The following is a 23,404-nucleotide window of genomic DNA, read 5'->3' on the forward strand; positions in this document are numbered from 1 at the left end:
ATTTATATGTTTGTTTTGATCATTTCAGTGAATTGAGTTTAAAAAAATGAGAAATCATTAATAAGTATTAAATTTTACTAAGTTTCTATTATCATTTATGAAAAATAACAAAACAACTATAACCAAAAAGTATCATTGGTTATTGATCTGTCTACTGATGTTATGTTTCGTCAGTACGAAAGCGCAAGATAAAATGAATATTACCGGACAAATTATAGATGAAACCGGCATGCCCTTATTAGGAGTAAACGTTTTAGTAGAGGGAACCAAAAGAGGAGCCGTTTCTGATTTTGATGGAAATTATGAAATAAAAGCTTCTAAAGGAGAGGTCTTAGTATTTTCATCTCTTGGTTTCACTACACAATCTATAACCATAAGCAATAATACTACAATCAATGTTGTTCTCGCGCAGGACAGTCAAGAACTAGAACAAGTAGTAGTTATTGGATATGGAACGCAACGAAAAATTGAAGTTACGGGAGCAGTAAATAGCGTAAGTGCCGAAATTATTTCTAAAGCACCTGTATCTGATGTTGCAGAATCACTCCAAGGACAAATTGCTGGTGTTAACATCCAAGCGAGTAATGGTAGACCTGGTGAAGAGGCAAACATACAAATTAGAGGAGTTGGTTCATTAAGCCCAGGATCATTAGGTCCTCTTTTTGTGGTAGATGGAATACCTTTTCAAGGAAATCCTAATATAGCACCAGAACAAATAGAATCTATTGATATTTTAAAAGATGGTGCTTCTGCCGCTGTTTATGGAGTTAGAGCCGCTAATGGAGTTATCCTCATAACCACAAAAAAAGGGAAACAAGGACAATTAAAAGTAGATTATTCAACTTACTTAGCTGTTCAAAATATTACATCAGGTGTTCCTTTAATGAATACGAATCAACAACTTTTTTCTGATCAAGCAGTAAATGATGCTGATGGAACAGTAAACAATACATTCTTTTTAAATCCAAATGCTCTGGATTTTGATAGTGACTTTGTGGGTGATGTTCAAAATGACAATGCTTTAATACAAAACCATAATTTAAATATATCTGGAGGAGTTGGTGATCTCTCTTTAAATATTAATGGTTCTTATTTTGATCAAGAAGGGGTACTTATTAATTCTGGTTTTAATCGATTAACCACTAGAATTACAGGACAGTATACCAAAGAAAGGTTAAAAATCTTTACAAGTATTGGTATTACGGATGAACTGAGAGTTCAGGAACCATTTGCCCTATTAGAGCAAGCAGTTGCCCAAAGACCTTTTCAACCTCCGATTTCAAATATACAACCCGTGAATGGTGTGGTACAATTAGGAGTGGGAACTGGACAACCAGAGTTGTTGAGTTTTTTAACCAGACTTTTGAATGATGAAGATGAAAGACGCATAAGAAGTTCTAACATCGCTTTTAGTTTAGATTATGAAATTCTTAAAGGGCTAACCTATAAAGTGAATTTAGGTAGGAATAATTGGAATTTTAGGAGAAACTTTTTACGCCCACAGTATCTTCTTTTCAATGTACAAGGAAATTTCGTACCTGGTGCATCACGTGAAGATGCTATTCTACAAGAGAGTTTTATTTTTACACAAAGAAATACGATAGAAAACTCATTAAGTTATAATGTAGATTTTGGCAATCATAATCTTAAGCTTCTTGCACTGACATCTTATGAACAATTTGATTCCAAAAATTTAAGTACTGGTGTTATTGGTCTTGCTAGTAATAATACACCTGTTTTAGGTCAAGGACAAGAACCTATAAATCCAACTGGGTTTGACATAACCAATAAATTAAGTGGATTATTAGGAAGAGTTCAATATAATTTTGATGATAGATACCTTTTATCCGCAAGTATAAGAAGAGATGGTTCTTCTAATTTCCCTACTTCTAATAGATTTAAGGTCTTTTATGGAATTTCTGCTGGTTGGAATGTTAGCGAGGAGCCATTTTTCAAAAATGCAAATCTCGACTTCATTAACAACCTTAAATTTAGAGGAAGTATCGCCGAAGTAGGAAATCAAACCATAGCAGGTACTAATCCGACTCCATTTATACCAACAATAGAATCAGGAGTGAATTTTATTTTTGGAGAAGCTGAAAATTTGGCATTTGGTCAAATCGGAAGACGTTTGGTAGATCCTAATATACAGTGGGAAACTAAAATCTCCAGAAACGTAGGTGTTGATTTATCCATGTTTAGTAATAAACTTAATTTTACAGCTGACTATTACCTAAATGACCGAAAAGATCTTCTATTAGAAGAAAGACTTCCGCCATCAACAGGAACCAGTGCACCAAGAGATCAAAGTTTTAGAAGTCGAGTTGTCAATGCTGGAAATTTAACAAATCAGGGAATTGAAATAGCATTATCTTATAAAGACCAGACTTCTTATGGATTAAAATGGAACATTGCGGGTACTTTTACACGAAATGTCAATGAAGTAACAGATCTTAACGGTACAAGCAGAGGTTTTTCTGGAGGAACTCCCGTATTTACTGTAGGTAATGTTGATAATACTACATTTTTAGCAGAAGGATTTGAAGCAGGTGCATTTTTTCTACTTCAAAATGAAGGAGTAATCCAAACAGAAGAAGAGTTACAAGCCTATCAACAAATAGTTCCTGATGCAAGAATAGGTGATATAGCTTATATTGATCAACTTACTGTAGACACTAATGGTGATGGAATTCCTGATACTGCTGATGGCACCATCAACGATGATGATAGAGTGTATGCAGGATCAGGACAAGCTGATTTTGAAGCTGGTCTAAGTTTAAATCTAGAGTATAAAGGTTTTGATTTTTTCATACAAAATTATTTTTCTTATGGTGCAGAAGTGTATAACGGAGCACGTCTTTCCGCTTACATCAATGGAAGACATGAAGAACAATTCAATCAATGGACACCACAAAACCCATCCTCTAACATTCCAGCAAGAAGGGCAGGAAATGTATCTACTGCGAGTACTAGAGCAAGATCCGACTTTTTTCTAGAAGATGGATCCTATTGGAGAATACGAAATATTACCTTAGGCTATTCGATCCCTAAGGATGCGCTGCCAAATTTCTTTTCCAGTTTTAGGGTATATGCAACCTCTCAAAACCCGTTTACGTTTACCGAATACACAGGTTTTGATCCTGAAATTGGAGGAGACGGAATTTTTACAAGAGGAGTTGATCAATTGACCTATCCAGTATCCAGAAGAATTTTATTTGGTGTTCAACTTGGTTTTTAAACTTACAATATAATTTATTATGAAAATTAAACATAAACTAAACACGTACGTCACACTAATTTTAGGTTTTATTGTGATATCCAGTTGCGAATTAGACGTAGACAATCCAAATGCTGTAACTGAAGAAACTTTTTGGAGTACTCCAAATGATTTTGATGCAGCCCTCACAACTGTGTATGGTGCGCTTCAGTTTCAAGGTATCAGTGGATCTGGATTAGCATTTGAGATGCTTTTAGGAGATGAAGCAGGTACCGAAAACTTTTATAGACAAATTGAATTTGCTTCTTTAAATTTTGGTGATGCAAGCGAGCAAGTAGTAGATAAATGGAACGAACTATATATTGGTATCTTCAGAGCTAATCAAGTACTTGAGCAACTTCCACTAAACCTTAATGTATTTGATGATCCGGAAGAAGCAATATCTATTGAAGCTCAAGCACGATTCTTAAGAGCATTTTATCATTTCCAGGTAGCGCATTCTTATGGTGGTGCAGTTATTAGAACCTCTGTTGCAAGAACTTCAGAAGAAATAGCAGCTCCTTTTAGTTCAATTGAAGAAGTAACTAATCAGGTAATCATTCCAGACCTTATTTTTGCTAAAGCTAATTTACCAGAAACTTGGCCTTCCAGCGACTTGGGTAGAGTTACTTGGGGAGCAGCTACAGCTTTATTAGGAAAAACATATTTATATAGTCAACAATGGGAACAAGCTGCTAACGAATTTAGAGAAGTGATAGATTCTAATCTTTATAGCTTAGCCCCTAACAATCTTGACAATTTTTCTCATTTAACGGAATTCAACTCGGAATCCATTTTAGAAACTCCTTATTCTGTAGAATTTAATCCAGGAGCAAATGGGAATGTTGTAGATGATAATACCTTCGAAACTGGAGCAGAAGCTAGTGGTATCGCAAGATCAATGGGACAATTACAGTTCGGAGCATTTAATGTTGTGCTTCCTACTTATTATCTTCATGAGCTTTTTGTACGAGATGAAATCGATCCAAACAATCCTGTTAATGATGGAAATATGCAGTCCAAAAGAATGGGAGCTAGTATCGTTCCCGTAGATGGAGATGGTCTATATTATGGGTTACCTATTAATGATAAACCTGGTTGGGTATTTGGCCAAAGTTCTTATGCGAAAAAATATTCTAACTGGTATCATTTAGAAAGTGAAGATGGAAATAGTCGTTCCGAAATCAATTTTAGACATATTCGCTTAGCAGATGTGTATTTGATGTATGCTGAAGCTGTTCTCGAAGCAACTAGTGATGTTGACACAGCAATAGAATTTATCGATAGAGTAAGACGAAGAGCTGGAGTCATTACCTTAAGTCAATATATAAATGATAATGGAGGATTTCCTCAATTCCATATTAGTGAACAAGTAAACGGTGTACAACCTTTTGTATCGGCTTCTGTAGCCACTGTAATGACGCACATAAGACGTGTAGAAAGACCTTTGGAACTATGTTTTGAAGGACATAGATGGAAAGATCTAGTAAGATGGGGTATTGCAGGAGATGTCCTGAATGAATTAGTACAAGATGAATTGTGGAGAGAAGCAAATTTTGATGCTCTGGATATTGGCGGTGTTGGTGTAGCTCCCTTATTTATTAGAGAAAAATTAAGACGCGATTTTGGTATAGCAAGCCAAAATTATAACTCGGCTGTTCACGATTATTTCCCTATTCCAGCTGCCGAATTACAAACAAATGATGAAATTGGTAATTAAAATTCTGCAAATATGAAGAAGTTATTAAAATTTATAACAGTACTGATAATCGGTTTGATTACCATTATTAGCTGTCAAAATGATGATGTTGATACTGATGTTCCAAGCCAACGAGTAATTTTTACTTCAGAACAAAGTCAGGCGAATCAAATTAGAGTAAATACAGATCTAACCTTTGGTGATGTCTCTACTGGCGTAGTTTCAAGAACCTGGACCTTTCCAGAAGGTGTCGCTAATGTTACCCAATCAAATAGTGATGTTGTAAAAGCAACATTTACACAAGTAGGAGAACACAACGTTACTTTAAATCAAGTTTTTGAAGAAGATGCTTTTGTTGATGGTGAGCTGAGAGGGCGTGAATTAGATACTACTATTGTGGTAACCGTAATAGAACCAATTGCTATAGATCTAAAGGCTAATTATATTAATCCTGATGGTACTCTGGGAGCTGCACTAACTATAAGCGATAATGCCGAAAATGAGGTGATTGCTAGTAGGGCCGTTCGTTATACTTTTGACCTTGTAGGAGAACCTTTAAACATCGATTGGACAATAGACGGTGGAGATCCAGAAACAGCTACAGGAACTAATCAAGTAGATGTTATCTATAAACGCTTAGGAACTTACGGAATTAATGTAGATGCGAATACCAATAGACCAGCAGGACAAGCTATAGCTGCTTTTTCAAACTTAGTGAAAGTTATACCTTCTACAGATCCTGTTACTTTAGATGGAGTTCAAGGAAAAAGAGATGGAACCTTGGCATTAGAATTTAGTAGAGAAATGGATGAAGCTACCGTTGTAAGTGATCAATTCTCTATCAACGTAGAAAATAATGGAACTCCGATCTCCGCAACCATACAAAGTGTTCAAGTGAACCCTGCAGAAAGAAATATTTTATTAGTTTCTTTAAGCGGAGACCAAATCTACATCGATGACACCGTAACTGTTTCCTATACTGCGGGATCATTATTCACTACAGATGGAGTTCAGGCAGATAGTTTTATGGATGTACCAATGGATTCTTTTGAACAAGGAGAAAACTTATTAGAATCCACAACAATTGACTATAGTTTTGAAAATTCTGCTGATGACGCGAATTGGCCCTATCAATTCTGGGGTGGAAAATGGGAATTATATGATTTCTCAATTGATTTTTCCAGAGCACGAACAGGTACAAGAAGTGGAGTTGTTGATATGCAAGCAAATGGAGGTATGATCATTGCACATACAGCTGGCAAATTACCAATAGAATCTGGTAAAACATATGAAATTGGTGTTTGGGTATTCGTAGAAAATGTTGGAAATACTCCGGCAGGATCTAACAATCCTGATCTCAGAATTTATTTAAGACCTTCACCTGACTTCGGGACAGGTCCAAATCCAGAATTTAGTGCTTCGTTCCCGACAGGAGAATGGGTATATAGCTCCATTTTAGTAACTGGAAATGCGTCTGAAGAAAAAGAATTACTGATAAGAGGAGACAATGAGTTTAATAATATGCCTATTAAAATTTATATGGACGATTTATTTGTAAGCGAGGTTGAACTTAGACCATAATATATTAGCCAATTTTTATTTTCATTTATTACCAAACTAATATCTGAAATAAGAGAGAAAGAGTGCAGGGTTATTCTAAACAGTTGTTTTTTAGTCATAAACAGTTTAGGCCTCTTTCTCTTTTTTTTTAACATTTTCCTTTTATCTACTATAGTTGCCATTTAATTTAAAGTTTTATCGAAAATGAATAGAAAAATAAGTTTATGTAACCTTTCGGGATTCTTCATATTTTTTCTTTGTTGTATCCTTGCTTGTAGTAACGATGATAACATTCTTCCAGAAAACAATTCAGATGATCCTGACGAGGAAGTTGAAGAAGAAGAAGAATTAGGTTCAATAGCCGTTTTATCTGATTGCTTATTCGGAGATACCAATTTATTTGACACTCCAGTACATAATGCTATAGAAGAAACTTCTTTAGTTGATAATGGAATGGAAAACTGGCAAAAGGTAGAAGTATTATCTGATGAATTTGATTATATAGGAGGGAAACAATCTCCAGAATTTCAGAACAAATGGCGTCTGGGATATGTAAACAATTTTCAACCTTTACCAACCATATGGACTGGTGATCAAGTATCATTTGAAGACGACACTGCCAATCCAGGAAATCGAATACTAATTTTACAGGCCATAATTGATGAGACAGGAAATGAAAAAAGACTACGTTGTGGTATGATTTCATCAAAAGAAACAAGTACCTATCCGCTCTATCAAGAAGCAAAGGTAAAAATAAGCAACTCTCAATTAGCTAATGCTGTTTGGATGATCAGTAAGGAAACACAAATAGAAGAGATCGATAACGTAGAGGCATATGGACCGCGAATAAGAATAGATGGTCAGGAATGTGATCGACCATACTTCGCGGATAGAATACATCTTAGTCACCACACATTTAGACAAACCGAGACTGAAAGATTTGATTATCAACCACAAAAACATACTTGGATGTCTAGAAAAAAAGATAATAACGATTGCTCTAGAGATAATGATGTAGTTTGGAGTGAGCAGTTTCATATTTTTGGAGTTAAATGGGAAAGTCCTACTAAATTAGTCTACTTTATAGATGGAAAAAAAGTAAAAACTGTGAATGGTTTGAGAGAAGAAGATGCTATAGATCCAAGAGGATATACTACTTGTGGAGATGGTCTTACTAGAGAGATGCATATGTTGATAAGTCAGGCTTCACAACCGTGGCGATATGGAAGTGTTGATGCTTTTTGGAACAGTAATGACATAAAATCTGGCCCTAATACTAAAATGATGGTGGATTGGATCAGAGTCTATACACCAAATGGTCAATTGAATAAGCAAACTTGTAATTAACACCAAATTTATTAAAAATCTATACCCGAAAAACCAATGAAAATAAAGAATCGAACCTACATCAAATTACAAACAACTTTATTTTTAATACTATTTTTAATTCCCTTTTTTACAATACAAGCACAATCAAAGGATCTTTATTCTTACATAGCATACAACAAATTAAAAGATAGAATTTGTTTTGCAATGTACACCGTTCATGAAAATAAGCTCAAACTAACCGCACAGTTTTATCCTATAAAAAACTATGAGCCTTTTGAAGCTTCTTTAGAAATAAAAAAAGATGGTAAATGGTTAGAAATAGCCAAAACAGACATAATTTATCCAGGATATACAGCTCCGTTTAGTATAGAAAACTGGGATGACTCTAGAGAGATTCCATATCGTGTTGTTTACAATGAAAAAGCAACTTATGAAGGTATTATAAGAAAAAACCCTATTGATAAAGACGAATTTGTAATGGGAGTACTTTCATGTAATTCTTCATTTGCTAATCATGGGGGTGACATTTCTCGAAATGACATTGTAGAAAATTTTAAAAAGATTAAACCAGATTTATTGTTTTTTGCTGGTGATCAAGTATATGAACATAGCGAACATCTTGTTCATTGGTTGAAGTTCGGCCGTGATTTTGGTGATATTATTCGAAATACTCCGACTATTTGTATAACAGACGATCATGATATCGGCCAAGGTAATATTTGGGGAGAAGGAGGTATCAAATCTGATTCTAGAAGAGGTGTTCACGGAGGTTATTATATGCCTATAGAATATATAAAAGAAGTAGAGCGAGCACAAACAAGCCATTTGCCAGATCCTTATGATCCAACTCCTATCGATAGAGGAATTGGTGTATATTACACGGATTTAAAATGGGGAGGAATAAGTTTTGCAATTTTGGAAGATCGTAAATTCAAATCTGGTTTAACAGAGGTAACCAATCAAAATCCAGATATCTTTAAAAATGGTCCAGCCGAAACCTTATTTCGAAAAGATATTAATGTTAAAAAATTAGATGTCCATGGTGCCACTTTATTAGGAAAAAGACAATTAGAGTTTTTAGAAAATTGGACTACTGATTGGAAAGACAGCGAAATGAAAGCTGTCCTTTCTCAAACGATATTTGCTCAAGTAAGTAACTATACTGGTAAATCTACAAATGAAGTTACTCAAGATTTTGATAGTAATGCTTGGCCTCAATCACCAAGAAACAAGGCATTGTCTGTTATCAGAAAAAGCTTTTCTCCCATGATAGCAGGAGACCAACACTTAGCTTCTTTTGTGCAACACGGAATTGATGATTGGGGAGATGCTGGCTTCTCTTTTGCTACTCCAGCAATAGCAAATCTATGGTTACGTTGGTGGAAACCTTCGGAACAAGCTAGAATTGATAAAGTTATCGAGAACTCTCCTAGTTATACAGGTAAATTTCTAGATGGTTTTGGAAATAAAATGACCGTCATGGCTGTTGCCAATCCTACAGAAGATGAAATTAATAAAGGTAAACTATTATCTACAAGAGCTGCAGGCATAGGAATTATAAAATTCAGTAAACCAAATAGAACAATCACATTTGAATGTTGGGAGAGAAATGTGGATATTACAGACCCAAATAGCAAACAGTATTTTGGATGGCCTATAACCATTTCTCAAACTGATAACTTTAAGATTAAAAATGGCTTTGAACTTCCTACACTATTACTCAATAAAGAAAATCAAGTTGTTTCCATCAGAGACAGCTACACTAAGGAATTAATTTCCTCAATTAGAGTCAAAGGTGAAACGTATCAACCAAAAGTTTTGAAAAAAGGTGAATATGACGTTGAGATAGGAGAAGGCAACCTAAAAAAGATCATTTACAAGATTTTATCTAGAAAAAAGAATAAAGAAAAACTACAAGTTAAATAAAATGAAAATTCAGGGTAATTTTAATAGTATGAAGATGTAAAAAAATAAGAAAAAGTATATTATCACGCTTTTTTCTATATGCAAAAGTATTATGGTTTTGTTTTATTAAAGTAGATTTCTTCTTACTTACTACTTACTCTTGTTTAAGCTTCAATAGATATTCTTTCGATATATTAAATTAACATCCCATAGGATTACTTTGTAACACCCCTCTTTACCAATAAAATTTCAAGTAATAAATTAGAAATAAAAACCTTATAAAATTTATAATACATAGCCTGTATTATTAAATTTTTATGAAAAAAGCATTCAAATTACTCTTTTTAAATTTTCATATAATAACAACATTTTTTGCGATGTTTTAATATTAATTATTCTTTTAAAAAGTTAAAAAAATATTGTATTCACATTAGTTTATTCATTAATTCTTCATTTTGTTGAATATTAATCCAGTTCAATTAAGGAATATTATCGTTTTGTACAGTTTTTGTCTACGCTCTTTTTAAGCCTTTTATCGCTAAGAACTTATAATTTTAGTATTGTTTTTACGAAGCATGGATTAGGGATAAATTTCATATAAATTATCCTAGCTTAAGTTTTTTATACCAAAGTTTTTATAATCGATAATTATCGATTAAAGAATCTATTTTCTAGAATGGTTAAACTAAAAAATTCTATGGAATATTGGATATAAAATATGTGAGTGCTAACATATTCTGCTAGTCAAGAAACTTTTAACTCTTATAATAATGCCACTCGAATTGTTTTGTCTAATTAATCACTATTACCTTATGTAAACTAAAACACAAACTCAACCAACATTACTCTTTTCAATTAATACTTAAAACCTATTTTCTACGAACCTTATACTTTATAGAAGTACACTTTTAATTGCTTGATGAAAAGCAATTGACATTAGATTTACCGATCACAATTATGTTCATCACCAAAACTTTGAACATGTACAATTTGATGTGATTATTGAAACATAACAAAAACTCAATACATAAGAACAAAGTATTTCAATCGATTAGTTCTTGATTCAATATATCTCATCTTTTTTTAAAAGTATATACGCTTTTAACAGGGAAATCTATTGTCAAAATTTAAACCCTAATTAGAAAAACTCCGAACCACACACATATATTTTATAAACTCAATTTTATTAATCATGAAAAAAATCAATTTCATTATTGTAATGGGGCTTTTTATGCTATTTCCTATAGCAAACAGAGCTCAAAACGTCGAAGTAGATGTCAATGTAGACATTAAACACTCTGTAAACGGGGTCTCCGATTTCGGTAGAGAAAGACACATTACCATCCATTCAAATTTATATGAAGGTGACTGGAATGGAGAACTGGATAAAGCAAAATACCTAATCGATGATCTGGATGTCTATTTTGGCAGAGACAACGGAACCTCATCCTTCCTATTTGGATTTTCACCTGCCGATACAGAAAGACCTAACAAACACGATAGAGATAGCTTAACCAATATGTTAGAATTTTGGAGAGACTTTTTTGAAGATCGATTGGTAGATGAAAATCGTGTTCAATTTAAAGATAAAATCCAAAGTATGATTATGGGGACTAATCCCCATCCTACCTATCCTACACTATCTTATGGTCATCCTAGCGGATCTGTTTGGGGTAGAGAAAACGGATCGATTTGGATTCCTCAGGATATCGAAACTTCAGCCGAATGGGTAGTACAGTATATGGATGAATTTTTTACCCAAAATGCAGGTAATGAGATGCCGATGCCTAAATATTGGGAAGTCGTTAATGAACCTGATTTTGTACTAAACACAGGACAATTTATGATGTCTAGTTGGGAAGACATCTTTGAGTATCATAATCTGGTTGCTAAAGGTATCAAGGAAAAACTGGGAAGCAGAGCTCCAAAAATAGGTGGTATGACATGGGGACTTCATGACCTGTTCAATGGTGATGGTTTTTCACGTTTTCAAACTGTCGATTATGTAAATGGTTTTTATGGTAATACTCCGGCTGATGAAATAGCAAAAGCCTACGCAAGAAGCCAAGTAGACAAACCTTCTTTTTATATTGATAGAAATCAACCTTGGTTTCAGTGGGATGTGCTATGGAAAGGCTTTATGGATACGGCAGGAGATAATATGGATTTTTACGCTGTACACTTATATGATTGGCCTACGTACGATGCTACTGGCGGAACCACTCGAAGAGGTGGTCATGTAGAAGCCACATTAGAAATGTTGGAATGGTATGATGTATCAAAAAACGGGGTTAACAATAGAAAACCAGTAGTTATATCAGAATATGGAGGTGTGAATAATGCATGGGATTTTAAACCTCATGATACAAGATATGATTGGGAAATTATGAAACCTTTCAGTTCCATGTTGATGCAGTTCTTAGAAAGGCCTGATTATGTAGAACTATCCATGCCGTTCACTCCGATTAAAGCGCAGTGGGGAGATACGGATTCAAACGGAGATGGTATTCCAGAATTTTTTTATCAATATAAAATGCTTAGAGATGATGACCGTGATGGAAATTGGGAATGGAGCGATTATATCAAGTGGTTCGAACTTTGGTCTGAAGTAAAAGGAACTAGAGTAGACACAAAGTCGACTGATCCAGACATTCAAGTAGATGCATATATCGATGGTGATGATGTCTACTTAATTCTAAATAATCTAGAACCTGTGGCCAAGAGTATAAATCTTAATTTCTTTGGAAACACACCTAACCTTCAAAATGTAACCACAAAACATTTATACTTATCTGGTGTAAGAGATATACGATTGGATAGTACTTCGGATAATGTTGCTCCCACCACGATACAGTTGGCTGCTGATGGAACTATGATATTAAAATATACTTATTCAAGTAACATCAATATAAATGAAGACTCCATAGAAAGGAAATTTTATGGAGCTGCCGTTAGTAATAATGAACGAATCCAGATACAACCAGGTGATAATAATTTCTTTGTAAATGGTGTCTCTGTTCCACAAAATCCAGATCAAGCAGAAGCAATGTTAAAAGTTACTGCCAATCTTTTTAATGACGATGATAATGATGCTGCCAGCTTTTTAAGTATCGATAAATTCGTTTTTAATGGCGTTGAAGTCGAAACTCCAATTGACTGGAGAGGAGGAAACCAAAATAGAAGCAGATGGTTTGGAACTCTTGAAATTCCAGTTCCAGCCAATTTAATCCAACAAAACAATACTATTACATTAGATTTTCGTCATGTAGGAGAGGTTTGTGTTGTAAACCTCCTTACTTGGGAATTTACCAAAAAACCTGGAAGATCAGATGAAGGACCAGGAAGTCCTGATCCTATAGCAGTAACTGGTGTTGCTGTTTCACCAACATCTATAACCTTAGATCAAGGTAATACTGCAACACTTACAGCAACGGTAGCTCCTGCTAATGCTACTGATAAAACAGTTACTTGGTCTTCTAGTAATCCTTCTGTAGCTTCCGTTTCTAGCAATGGTGTGGTGACAGCCTTAGTAATGGGTTCTGCAATCATAACAGCAACTACAGTAGATGGTAACTTTACTGCTACTAGTACTATCACTGTTAATGACACCTCTATTCCTCCTTCTGGAGATCAGATCATTATTGAAGCTGAAGACTTTATCGCCACTGGTGGTACATTTAATGATGCATCTGCAGGTGGACCTGGACTTGGAGTAAATGCTACTACTAATAATATCAACTACGTAAATAGTGGAGATTATGCAGAATATACCATTAACGTTGGAAATCCTGGTGCTTACAGAATCGATTATGAAATATCTACACCTTCTGATAATGCGCAAATCCAACTACTCATTGATGGAACAGTAGTAGCTACAGATAATGTGCCTAATAATGGACAATGGGATGATTACAGCGTATTAGTATCATCTAGTACAATCTCTAATCTAACTGCTGGTGTACATACAGTTCGTGTGGTAGCATCTGGATCGAATCCGTGGCAATGGAACTTAGATAGAATTACACTGACTAGAATAACAGGAAACATACAAGTAGATGGAGGAACCATAACGGGTGGTCCTTTTGTATTTACTGTAGGCGACGGAATTGAGGATAATGTATCTGGAATTACACTTACAGGAAATTCAGGAACTAATTCACAATGGGTGGTAACCGATGACCAACAAAATATATTAGGACTACCTCCTACTCCTGAAGCTGTAAACTTCGATGAAGCTGGAGATGGATCTTGTTTTATCTATCACCTAAGCTATGAAAATGGAATTAATGGATTAAGTGCTGGAGCTAATCTATCTGGACTTTCTGGAAACTTCGACCTTTCTAACAGTATAGAAGTGATCAGAAACTCAGTAACACCTCCTAACGCATCCTTGATCATAGAAGCTGAAGATTTTATAGCTACTGGGGGTACTTTTGATGATGCTTTTGCTGGAGGACCAGGTTTAGGAGTGAACAGAACCTCTTCTAATATTAATTATGTAAATAACGGTGACTGGGCAGAATATACCATTAACGTTACAACAGCTGCAACGTATAATATCGAATATTTGATCTCCACGCCTTCCAGTGGAGCACAAATTCAATTATTAGTAGATGGAACTCTTGCCACTACATCAAATGTACCTTCCAATGGAGCCTGGGATAACTTTACTTCTCTTATAGATGGAACGGTAACTTTAGCAACAGGAACACATACCATTAGAATACAAGCATCAAGTAATACAACATGGCAGTGGAATCTGGATAAAATTATATTATCTACTGATAATGCTAATCGCATTAATCCTGATACTACAACCAAGCCCATAGCACCAAAGGTATACCTATTCCCTAACCCCGCTACTGGTAGTGTATTTATCCAAGGATTATCTCAGGAAAAACAACACAACATCAGAATTTATGGTATCAAAGGAGCTACTTATGTAGACCAAAAATTAAACGAAAATCATATCATAAATATACAAAGTTTACCTCAAGGTATTTATTTCTTAACCGTAGTAAATCCTACAGATGGAAACAGAACACTAAAACTGATCAAAAAGTAAAATCCAAACTACCGATTGAAATGTAAATACTATTTCAATCGGTAGTTTTAAATGATATTTTTTTGCTTCGTACATAAGAAAATTACAAGGTGATTTTACAAATACAAGAATGACCATTTTATATCTAGTTTTATTTAGTTTCTAACGGATTTTGTTCAGTTTTTGTCTATCTCTTTTAACATGGATTGACAAGGGTTTCTTTTATTCTTGTAGTGATATTTTATACTGAAAAAACCCTTTGTTAAAATTAAATTTTCAATGATAGGGATAGCTATAAATTATCTAGCAAGTCAGTGATTTTTTTCCTACACTTTCCCACCCACTTTTAGGTAATTATAAATCACAAATATTAATGTAGAACCAAATTTTGGATAAATTCCAAGCTGGATTGTGGTACGTTTTAACCAAATCCTCTAAAGTTTATTTCAAAAAGATTTCTACGAACCTAAATATCATTTAAAACCTATTAACTAAACAGTAATTTATTGTAAACCATGAACTTTCTAACACACTTTACAAATAACTCATTTGTAAAAAATCAAACTCAACTATTATTTTTATTCTTTTTATGTACTATTTCTTCCATCGCACAGGATTGGAATGGGATACCTGTACCTGCCAATGCAGGACAAGGAAATGTTTGGGAGCTTCAGCCAGCTCCGTCAGATGATTTTAATTATACCTTTAACGAAACCAATCAATTATCCAACTTTGGGAATAACAAATGGTATAACTTTTATCATAATGGCTGGGATGGTCCAGGTACCACCTACTGGAAATATAATCATGTATCCGTGGATGGTAATGATTTAATACTAAGGGCATCTCGTTGGAATCGCACTGGCGGTGACCTTCCTATTACAGGGCTTCCTGATAAAATGGGACGCCCTAATGACGGAGTAAGTTCAGGATGTATCACGGGTAATACACGTGTTAAATTTCCAGTTTTTGTAGAAGCAAGTGTAAGTGTTGCCGATATTGTACTAGCATCTGATGTTTGGCTTTTAAGCCCTGATGATACACAGGAAATCGATATTATCGAATGCTACGGAGGAGATGAGCAAGGAAATGAATTCTTCTCCGAATTTATTCATCTAAGTCATCATTCGTTTATTCGAAATCCATTTACAGATTATCAACCAAGAGACTTTAATAGTTGGTGGAGTCAATCAGATGTTTCTGTATGGGGAGAGCACCACTGGAATAATGGAAACAGAAGATATGTTCGCATTGGTGTGAATTGGATAAGTCCATTTCATTTTGAGTATTATATAGACGGTAACCTAGTACGTGTACTATATGATAAAGCAGTTGCTACTAATAGAAATGGCACCTGGACATATGCATATCCAACGATGACAAATGGCCAGTTAGATTTTGATGCTACAGGCTTCCAACAAATGACGGAATTTGCAACAGGAACTTCTTATTCTTTTCAAACTCTAAAACAAGCTAGTAATACATCTTCTGTAAGTATTATAGACCCATTTAATTTTCAAGGAGGTAACGGATTTACCAAAGAAATGGATATTATTATCAATGTAGAATCCCAAGACTGGCATGTATTAGCCAATCGTACACCTACTGATGCAGATCTAAGTGACCCTGCTAAAAACACTATGAAAGTAGATTGGATACGCGTATATAAACCCGTTGGAGGAGGTACTAATATTCCTGTCACTGGAGTAAATGTAACACCTGCCAATCTTACGCTGGTTGCAGGAACAACAGGAAATTTAACCGGAGCGGTTACCCCTGCAAATGCAACAATTAAAACTATGACATTTACCTCTAGTAATACGTCTGTGGCAACGGTAACACAAAGTGGTGTTGTTACAGCAGTTTCTGCTGGTACGGCAACCATTACTGTAAATACAACCGATGGTAATTTTACAGATACTGCTACCATAACTGTAACAGGAGGTTCTACAGGAGATGGACAAACTCCATTTGGTGGTAGTCCTCATACTATACCAGGAACTATCAACTCTGTTGATTTTGACAATGGAGGTCAAGGAATAGCATATAATGATTCAGGATCTGGTAATAACGGAACCGGACCAAGACAGAATACCGATGTAGATACCGAGTTTAGAACTCCTGCTGGTAATATCGGATGGATTTCTAATGGAGAATGGTTAGAATATACTGTTAATGTAGCTACCGCAGGAACTTACACTATTGATGCTCAAGTAGCTTCTATAAATAATAATGGAGCCTTTCATATAGAATTTAATGGTAATGATGTCACTGGACTTCAATCTGTAAGTTCAACTGGGAATTGGGGTTCTTTTATAAACAAAACAATATCAAATGTATCTCTTCCTGCCGGTCAACAGATAATGAGAGTATTTATGGACCGTGGACGTTTTAATTTAGGATCCATGAATTTTACTCGCTCTGGAGCTAATAACAATTTAATTATAGAAGCAGAAGATTTTACCAATACAGGTGGAACTTTTAACGATGCTTCTGTAGGTGGTCCAGGATTAGGAGTTAATAGAAGAGCTACTACCATTAATTATGTTAATAATGGTGATTGGGTAGAGTATACTGTTACTATTCCTACTACAGGATTCTACAATATTGAATATCTAATTTCCACACCATCTAACGGAGCACAAATTCAGTTATTGGCAGATAATGTTCTGGCATCTACCACTAATGTTCCTAACAATGGGTCTTGGGAAAGCTATGAATCATTAAATGGAGGTGTTGTAAATCTTACAGCAGGACAACACACTATAAGAATATTAGCGTCAAGCAATACTCCTTGGCAATGGAATTTAGACAAAATCATACTTACTAGAGATGTTAATAGAAGTAATGAAGAAGAACTAACCAAAGAATTTGATAGCCTTGAAATGTATCCAAACCCATCATCGGGAGAAGTATTTCTAGATGGTTTAGATGCTGAACTAGAATATCACATTCGTATATATGATATAAAAGGAACCACACATATGAATACACCTTTGAATCAAAATCATACTATTAATATTGAGAATTTATCTAAAGGAATCTATTTCTTATCTATAAAACATCCTAGAAAAGAGACTAAAACACTAAGATTGATTAGAAACTAATTAATTTCTAATACTATCAAAATTTGCCTCAATCCCGTTTCGATGATAAAGTTGTATAACCACATCGAAACGGGTTTTTATTTTAAAATAAATGTATTTTTTACATTTAAAAAATGTAATTTTGAAATCATTAAAAGTAAGTCAACATTTTGTTCTTAAATACCGTATTATTTTATTATAAAATTACATTGAGAACAACAAAACCTTGCAGATGAAAAAAGTTGTAACCTTTGGTGAGATCATTATGAGGATTTCACCTCCTGGCAATAAAAAACTCATCCAATCGAATCAATTGGAATATTATTTTGGTGGAACAGAGGTAAATGTAGCCATATCCCTTTCGCAATTAGGAAATGAAGTAGATCATGTTTCCGCAGTCACTAATGACTTTCTCGGAAAAGCAGCCACAAGTTATTTGAATACTTATGGAGTTGATACTAAATTTGTGCAGACCTCAGAAGCTCCTTTAGGTTTATATTTTCTTGAAGTAGGTGCTGTTATGCGACCAAGTACTATAAGTTATCATAGATCACATTCTGCATTTTCTAAAATCAATTCTTCAGATCTCGACTGGGAACAAATTTTAGAGCACTGTAACTGGTTCCATTGGACAGGAATAACACCAGCATTATCGGAAGAAGCTTATATAGGATTAAAAAATGCGCTTTTAGTTGCTAAGAATAAAAACATTCCTGTTTCTGCAGATCCTGCATACAGGAAAAACCTTTGGAATTATGGTATTGATGCCAAAGAAGCACTATCTGAATTATCAGGTTTATCAACGATTTTTATCGGAGGTCCGAATGAAATCAATGAGGTATTAAATACAGAATTTACTAATGATACAGATGACTTTATTGAAAGTTGTAAGTATTTACAGGAGAAGTTTCCTTATATAGAAAAAGTTTTTGATAAAACCAGAGTATCGTTAAACGCCAATTGGCATAGGATAAAATCTCGTATGTGGGATGGAAATAGTTTTTATGAAACAAGCGAATTAGAAATCACTCATATTGTTGACCGAATAGGAACTGGAGATGCCTTTGCCTCTGGGTTGATTCATGGACTATTACATTATGATGATCAGAAAGCATTACAATTTGCCAATGCATCCTGCGCGTTAAAACATACCATTGAAGGTGATGCTAACTTGGTAAACGAAGAAGAAATAGTATCGGTAATAGAAGGAAATTTAACAGGGAGAATAAAAAGATAAACATGGCAAAATATACTAGAATAGAAGTTGCACAAACAATGGGAAGCACTAAGATTGTTCCTTTATTTTATCACGAAGATATTACGATAGCAAAAAAAGTATTAAAAGCTTGTTATGATGGTGGTGCTAGAGTATTTGAATTTACCAACAGAGGTGATCATGCTCATGAAGTTTTTTCCGAATTAGTAAAATGGGTAAACCAAGAATTACCTGGTATGATATTAGGAATAGGATCTGTGGTGGATGCAGGTACAGCTTCTATTTTTATCCAAAACGGTGCTAATTTTATCGTTTCTCCTGTACTAAATCCTGATATGGCTAAAGTATGTAATAGAAGAAAAGTTGCTTGGTTACCTGGATGTGGAACGTTGAGTGAAATTAATTATGCAGAAGAATTAGGGGCCGAAATTGTAAAAATATTTCCAGCTGGTCAAATTGGTGGTCCTGATTTTATAAAATCGGTGAAAGCACCTTGTCCTTGGACACTTATCATGCCTAGCGGTGGTGTTACTCCAGAAGAAGATAACTTAAAAAAATGGTTTTCTTCTGGTGCTTATTGTGTGGGATTAGGTTCTAAATTAATATTTAAAAACGATGCTGGTGATTTCGACTATAAATCAATCACAACCACCACAAAAAAATCTATTGCTATAGCTTCTAAGTTTTAATAGATTTCTTGATAATCGTAAAACAATTTATATGATGATCTCTGCAATTAGAATCCAAAATTGAGTCCTAGAGATGCTCCACTATATTCGGCTATATTATACTCTAGATTTGCTTTAAAAAATCCAAGAGAGACCTTTGCTCCTATCGTACCTCTTACACCAGATACTTTACTCTCTATAGAAAAAGGATCTGTAATCTCTTCGGATGATATAACACCGGATTGTACTCTGTAGACCCCTTTTAAATCAGTATTAGAAGTTCCCGAGATATAACCAATTCCGCCATAGACATTAAAAACAGGTAATTTTGTTGATCCAATCAACTGAAATAATAGCGTATTGGTATCATTTTCGAAACGTTGATTTTCACCATCTACAATACTCGTATCCGTAAAATCATAACTCCCGTCTAAGTGCGTGTAGGCTATTAACCCAGCAATTGCAACTGGAAATAATTTCTCAGCTGGCAACCACGAAGTAAATTCATGTTGTAAACCTATTCCATAAAATCCAACCTTTGCATCACTTGTATTAATTTGCGGAAAAAAGCGTGCTTTTATTTCGGTTCCTTTTAACGGGCTAAAACTTGCTTGTAAAAATGCCGTCGGTACAAAATTGATATTAGACTCTCCCAAACCAGTTGGTAATTCAAATTCAGCATCTTGTGGAGGTAATCCTGGTATAGTACTTTCTCCTTCAACAAAAACAACAACTCCTTCAATATCTCCAAAAGCGGTTGCTACTTCTTGTTGCATACTCCCATCTCTAAACTGAAGATTTTCATACTGCGAGGTATCAAGAATAAAAGACTTATTATCACTCCCTACGAAAGAAGCATTAGCAATAAGAGATATTTCAAATCTAAATTTCTTTTTGGATTTTGCGCTATTAAACCAACCTTGATTCATACTATAAATTAATCCATCTGAAGCTGGGCGTAAGTAATCTGTTGCAAAACGTTGGGCATCATTTACTCCTGCAGCCAATAAATCATCAATATTCTGTTGTCCAAAAGTGTAAGAGAGATTAAACACTAGGATAAGAAGTAGTAATTTTTTCATAAGACTTTGGTTTTTAGGGAATTTTTTATCTACTACAAGATAACTTTTTATTAAAACAAATTCGATTTTTTGCATCATCTTTATTTAAACCAAAAAAAAACGTCCCTGCAATTTATTTGCAGAAATCGTTTTTTTATGATTAGAAAACTCTTGTTTCCTTATAAAGCTGAGTTTGTGCTTACAACTTCCCAGTAAGACATTTCTGAGAAATCCGTACACTTTCTTTTTTCATTTTGTTTTTTCCAATAGTCGATAGCTGTTTTTATTTTTTTTGAGTTTTCTGTTTTTTCCAAAATATAAATGGTTTTGTTTATGTGGTTTTTATTATAGTGAATATACCATCGCGTTGATGTTATATCTTTTTATTAATCTTTCTGCATGTGCTTTATGTCCTTTGGGAGCTAACAAATGTAATTTTCCTCTTTTTACACCTGCGATAAAACTTAGTACTTTCCATTTTACAACTTGCTTTTTAGTATCCATATTTTTTAACGCTATTTCTATAAAGTGTTTAGCGCCTCCATGGGTTACAAAAGATATATCTGCTCTGATTTTTTCCTTTGAAGATTTACTAATAAAAGCTTTTGGATCTTCATAATCTTCTGCTATAGAATTTACAGATACTGTTGATCGTTTTTCGACCCAGGATAATGCTTTTTTCAAATATTTGTCTTTTCTCATATCGTTTAGCTATATATAGCTTTTTTAGGTTTCATATTATGTTTTATTTTATTTTGGAGTTTTCTTAAAAAACCTTTGCTTCCAAAATATTTTTTTCTCAGCCCAGGTCTTTGTATTTGGTCTTTATGTTTCATAGTTCAAAAATTAAATGAGTATTATTGTTAGTTTCAATTCATTATCGATGAATAGCATTGCTGCTGGCAGCGGGTAATTCTTTCACAAACTTCATCACGCTATTCATTAATATTCTTAAGTATCTGTAATATATTGTCATAGTATTTTCTTTAATGTGATTATATTTTTGAAACTGGTAAAGAAGTCGATTTCTCAACTTCTCTACAGTGTATATTATTTTAGATCTGGCTTATTTTAATTCGTCATAAGTTTCTACACTTATTAAATGTCTATCTCCATTTGCAAAGGTGAGTTCGTATAACCCTTCATCGTTCAATAAATCAGTATCAAGCATTTTTCCATTTTCGATTTTATCAATCCCTTTTATGCTATTTTCTTCATCATCTGCCGATACAGCCAACCCTTTACTGGTAAGATCAAAATCATATAATTCTTTTTCTCCTCGTCTATAAAATAATGAGATCATTTTATCATAAGACTCATCGCTATCGTTATCCAACATAATTACTTTTGTCACCTTATGTGGTATATCCGACCTATCCTGATTTAGTTTATATTTATCTTCTTGATCCAAAACAATAGGTTGCTCTGCAGACTCTGTCTCGAATTGCTTAAAAGTAATTTCTTGCCCATCTTTAATCACTTTGTTCTCTTTTTTTATAGTCTCTATCAATACATTTTTATTCTCCTGAGCGAATGCACTGATTAAAGCAAATGTGAATAGAAATACTGAGGTCAATGTTAGTATGATATATATTTTGTTTTCTTTATTATTTGTTTTCATATGTCTCAATTTTGTATTTGTAATTATTTTTTCAATTCGTATTCTTTAATTTATTCCAAGGGTTTCTAATTGTTTTAATTCACTGGTTAGGTGCTTTTCATTTACATGTAGTGTTCGGATAGGAAATGGAATATTTACCCCATTCTTATCAAAAGCTTTTTTAAGCTGAATAATCGCCTTACTTTTTGCCCTTAATCTGTCTAAACCACTCATTCCTTCAATCCAAAACCTACATAAGAAATTAATAGAACTGTCCTCAAATCCTGTGTAATAGAATTCTATCTGTTTATTAATTTTTTCTTGGTCAAATAAGTTCGAAATTGTTTCGATAGTAAGCTTTTGAACGGCTTCCAAATCAGATTTGTAATCAATACCGCATTCTAAAGAAATTCTCATTTCCTTGGTTAATGAGAAGTTTTTAAACGGATTCTCAATAATTTGTTTATTAGGAATGACAACTGTATTGTTATCTACCTCCTTTAAAACAAAATAGTTTAAATTAATATCTAATACTTCGCCAGAAAAACCATTAGTTTCGATCCAATTACCAACCTGAATATTATTTCTAAAAGACAAAACAATTCCGGATATAGTATTAGACAATGTGCCTTGTAATGCTAGTCCAATCACTAAACCTGAAACTCCAGCACCTGCTAATAGACTTGTTAATACTTGCCCTAGATTTAAAGCTGCTAATGCTAGAAACAATCCTCCTAAAACAACTATAATTGAAGCTCCTCTGGCAATAAGTTTTGTTATAGATGTTTGTCTTACTCTTTTATAAATTAACTTTAGCGTTACGTTATAAATTAATCTAGAAACTAAATAGGAGGTTATTAAGACCACTATCGCAACCCCAATATTAGGAAGGTTTGCTAACAACGTTTCCCACCAACTATGTAATTTTTCTGTAACAGTTTCTAATGATTCCGGAACTTCATTTTGTAATAAGAACATAA

Annotated in this window: 14 protein-coding genes; 9 read left to right on the plus strand and 5 right to left on the minus strand. The window is 34.0% G+C overall.

All coding sequences use genetic code 11. The features are described from left to right. Nucleotides 1-193: 193 nt before the first annotated feature. The 9 genes from ACWNT5_RS04540 (at nt 194) to ACWNT5_RS04580 (ending at nt 19,784) form a co-directional block, all read left to right on the plus strand. Nucleotides 194-3,238 carry a SusC/RagA family TonB-linked outer membrane protein gene (locus ACWNT5_RS04540; RefSeq protein WP_456516749.1) on the plus strand — a complete coding sequence of 1,015 codons (3,045 nt, stop codon included), beginning with the start codon at nt 194-196 and terminating at the stop codon, nt 3,236-3,238. A 19-nt stretch (nt 3,239-3,257) separates the two neighbouring features. Continuing rightward, nucleotides 3,258-4,976 carry a RagB/SusD family nutrient uptake outer membrane protein gene (locus ACWNT5_RS04545; RefSeq protein ID WP_456516750.1) on the plus strand — a complete coding sequence of 573 codons (1,719 nt, stop codon included), beginning with the start codon at nt 3,258-3,260 and terminating at the stop codon, nt 4,974-4,976. Nucleotides 4,977-4,988: 12 nt separating this feature from the next. After that, nucleotides 4,989-6,536 (plus strand): PKD domain-containing protein, encoded by a 1,548-nt coding sequence (locus tag ACWNT5_RS04550; protein WP_456516751.1) that lies wholly within the window; start codon nt 4,989-4,991, stop codon nt 6,534-6,536. Nucleotides 6,537-6,719: 183 nt separating this feature from the next. Further along, the gene (locus ACWNT5_RS04555; RefSeq protein ID WP_456516752.1) at nt 6,720-7,862 is read left to right on the plus strand and encodes a family 16 glycosylhydrolase; all 1,143 of its coding nucleotides are present in this window, start codon (nt 6,720-6,722) and stop codon (nt 7,860-7,862) included. 186 nt (nt 7,863-8,048) lie between these two features. Next, a complete protein-coding gene (locus tag ACWNT5_RS04560) occupies nt 8,049-9,770 on the plus strand; it encodes an alkaline phosphatase D family protein (RefSeq protein WP_456516753.1) in 1,722 nt (573 codons plus the stop codon). A gap of 1,171 nt (nt 9,771-10,941) precedes the next feature. After that, a complete protein-coding gene (locus ACWNT5_RS04565; protein ID WP_456516754.1) occupies nt 10,942-14,814 on the plus strand; it encodes a carbohydrate-binding protein in 3,873 nt (1,290 codons plus the stop codon). A 494-nt stretch (nt 14,815-15,308) separates the two neighbouring features. Beyond that, on the plus strand, nt 15,309-17,900 hold the full coding sequence (locus ACWNT5_RS04570) for a carbohydrate-binding protein (protein WP_456516755.1): 2,592 nt from the start codon (nt 15,309-15,311) through the stop codon (nt 17,898-17,900). Nucleotides 17,901-18,111: 211 nt separating this feature from the next. Further along, entirely contained in the window at nt 18,112-19,116 is a 1,005-nt protein-coding gene (locus ACWNT5_RS04575) for a sugar kinase (RefSeq protein WP_299605293.1), read from the plus strand. A gap of 2 nt (nt 19,117-19,118) precedes the next feature. After that, nucleotides 19,119-19,784 (plus strand): bifunctional 4-hydroxy-2-oxoglutarate aldolase/2-dehydro-3-deoxy-phosphogluconate aldolase, encoded by a 666-nt coding sequence (locus ACWNT5_RS04580; protein ID WP_299605291.1) that lies wholly within the window; start codon nt 19,119-19,121, stop codon nt 19,782-19,784. A 47-nt stretch (nt 19,785-19,831) separates the two neighbouring features. Here ACWNT5_RS04580 and ACWNT5_RS04585 read toward each other — a convergent pair whose 3' ends face one another. The 5 genes from ACWNT5_RS04585 to ACWNT5_RS04605 all read right to left on the minus strand — a co-directional run bounded on the left by ACWNT5_RS04585 (nt 19,832) and on the right by ACWNT5_RS04605 (nt 23,402). Then, nucleotides 19,832-20,845 (minus strand): DUF6588 family protein, encoded by a 1,014-nt coding sequence (locus tag ACWNT5_RS04585; protein ID WP_299605289.1) that lies wholly within the window; start codon nt 20,843-20,845, stop codon nt 19,832-19,834. 158 nt (nt 20,846-21,003) lie between these two features. Then, on the minus strand, nt 21,004-21,138 hold the full coding sequence (locus ACWNT5_RS04590; RefSeq protein ID WP_299605287.1) for a hypothetical protein: 135 nt from the start codon (nt 21,136-21,138) through the stop codon (nt 21,004-21,006). Between the two features lie 31 nt (nt 21,139-21,169). Beyond that, nucleotides 21,170-21,526 (minus strand): hypothetical protein, encoded by a 357-nt coding sequence (locus ACWNT5_RS04595; protein ID WP_299605285.1) that lies wholly within the window; start codon nt 21,524-21,526, stop codon nt 21,170-21,172. Nucleotides 21,527-21,890: 364 nt separating this feature from the next. Then, the gene (locus ACWNT5_RS04600; RefSeq protein ID WP_299605283.1) at nt 21,891-22,445 is read right to left on the minus strand and encodes a hypothetical protein; all 555 of its coding nucleotides are present in this window, start codon (nt 22,443-22,445) and stop codon (nt 21,891-21,893) included. A 45-nt stretch (nt 22,446-22,490) separates the two neighbouring features. Then, entirely contained in the window at nt 22,491-23,402 is a 912-nt protein-coding gene (locus ACWNT5_RS04605) for a mechanosensitive ion channel family protein (RefSeq protein ID WP_456516756.1), read from the minus strand. Nucleotides 23,403-23,404 lie beyond the last annotated feature (2 nt).

The sequence above is a fragment of the Aquimarina sp. 433 genome (assembly GCF_054054605.1).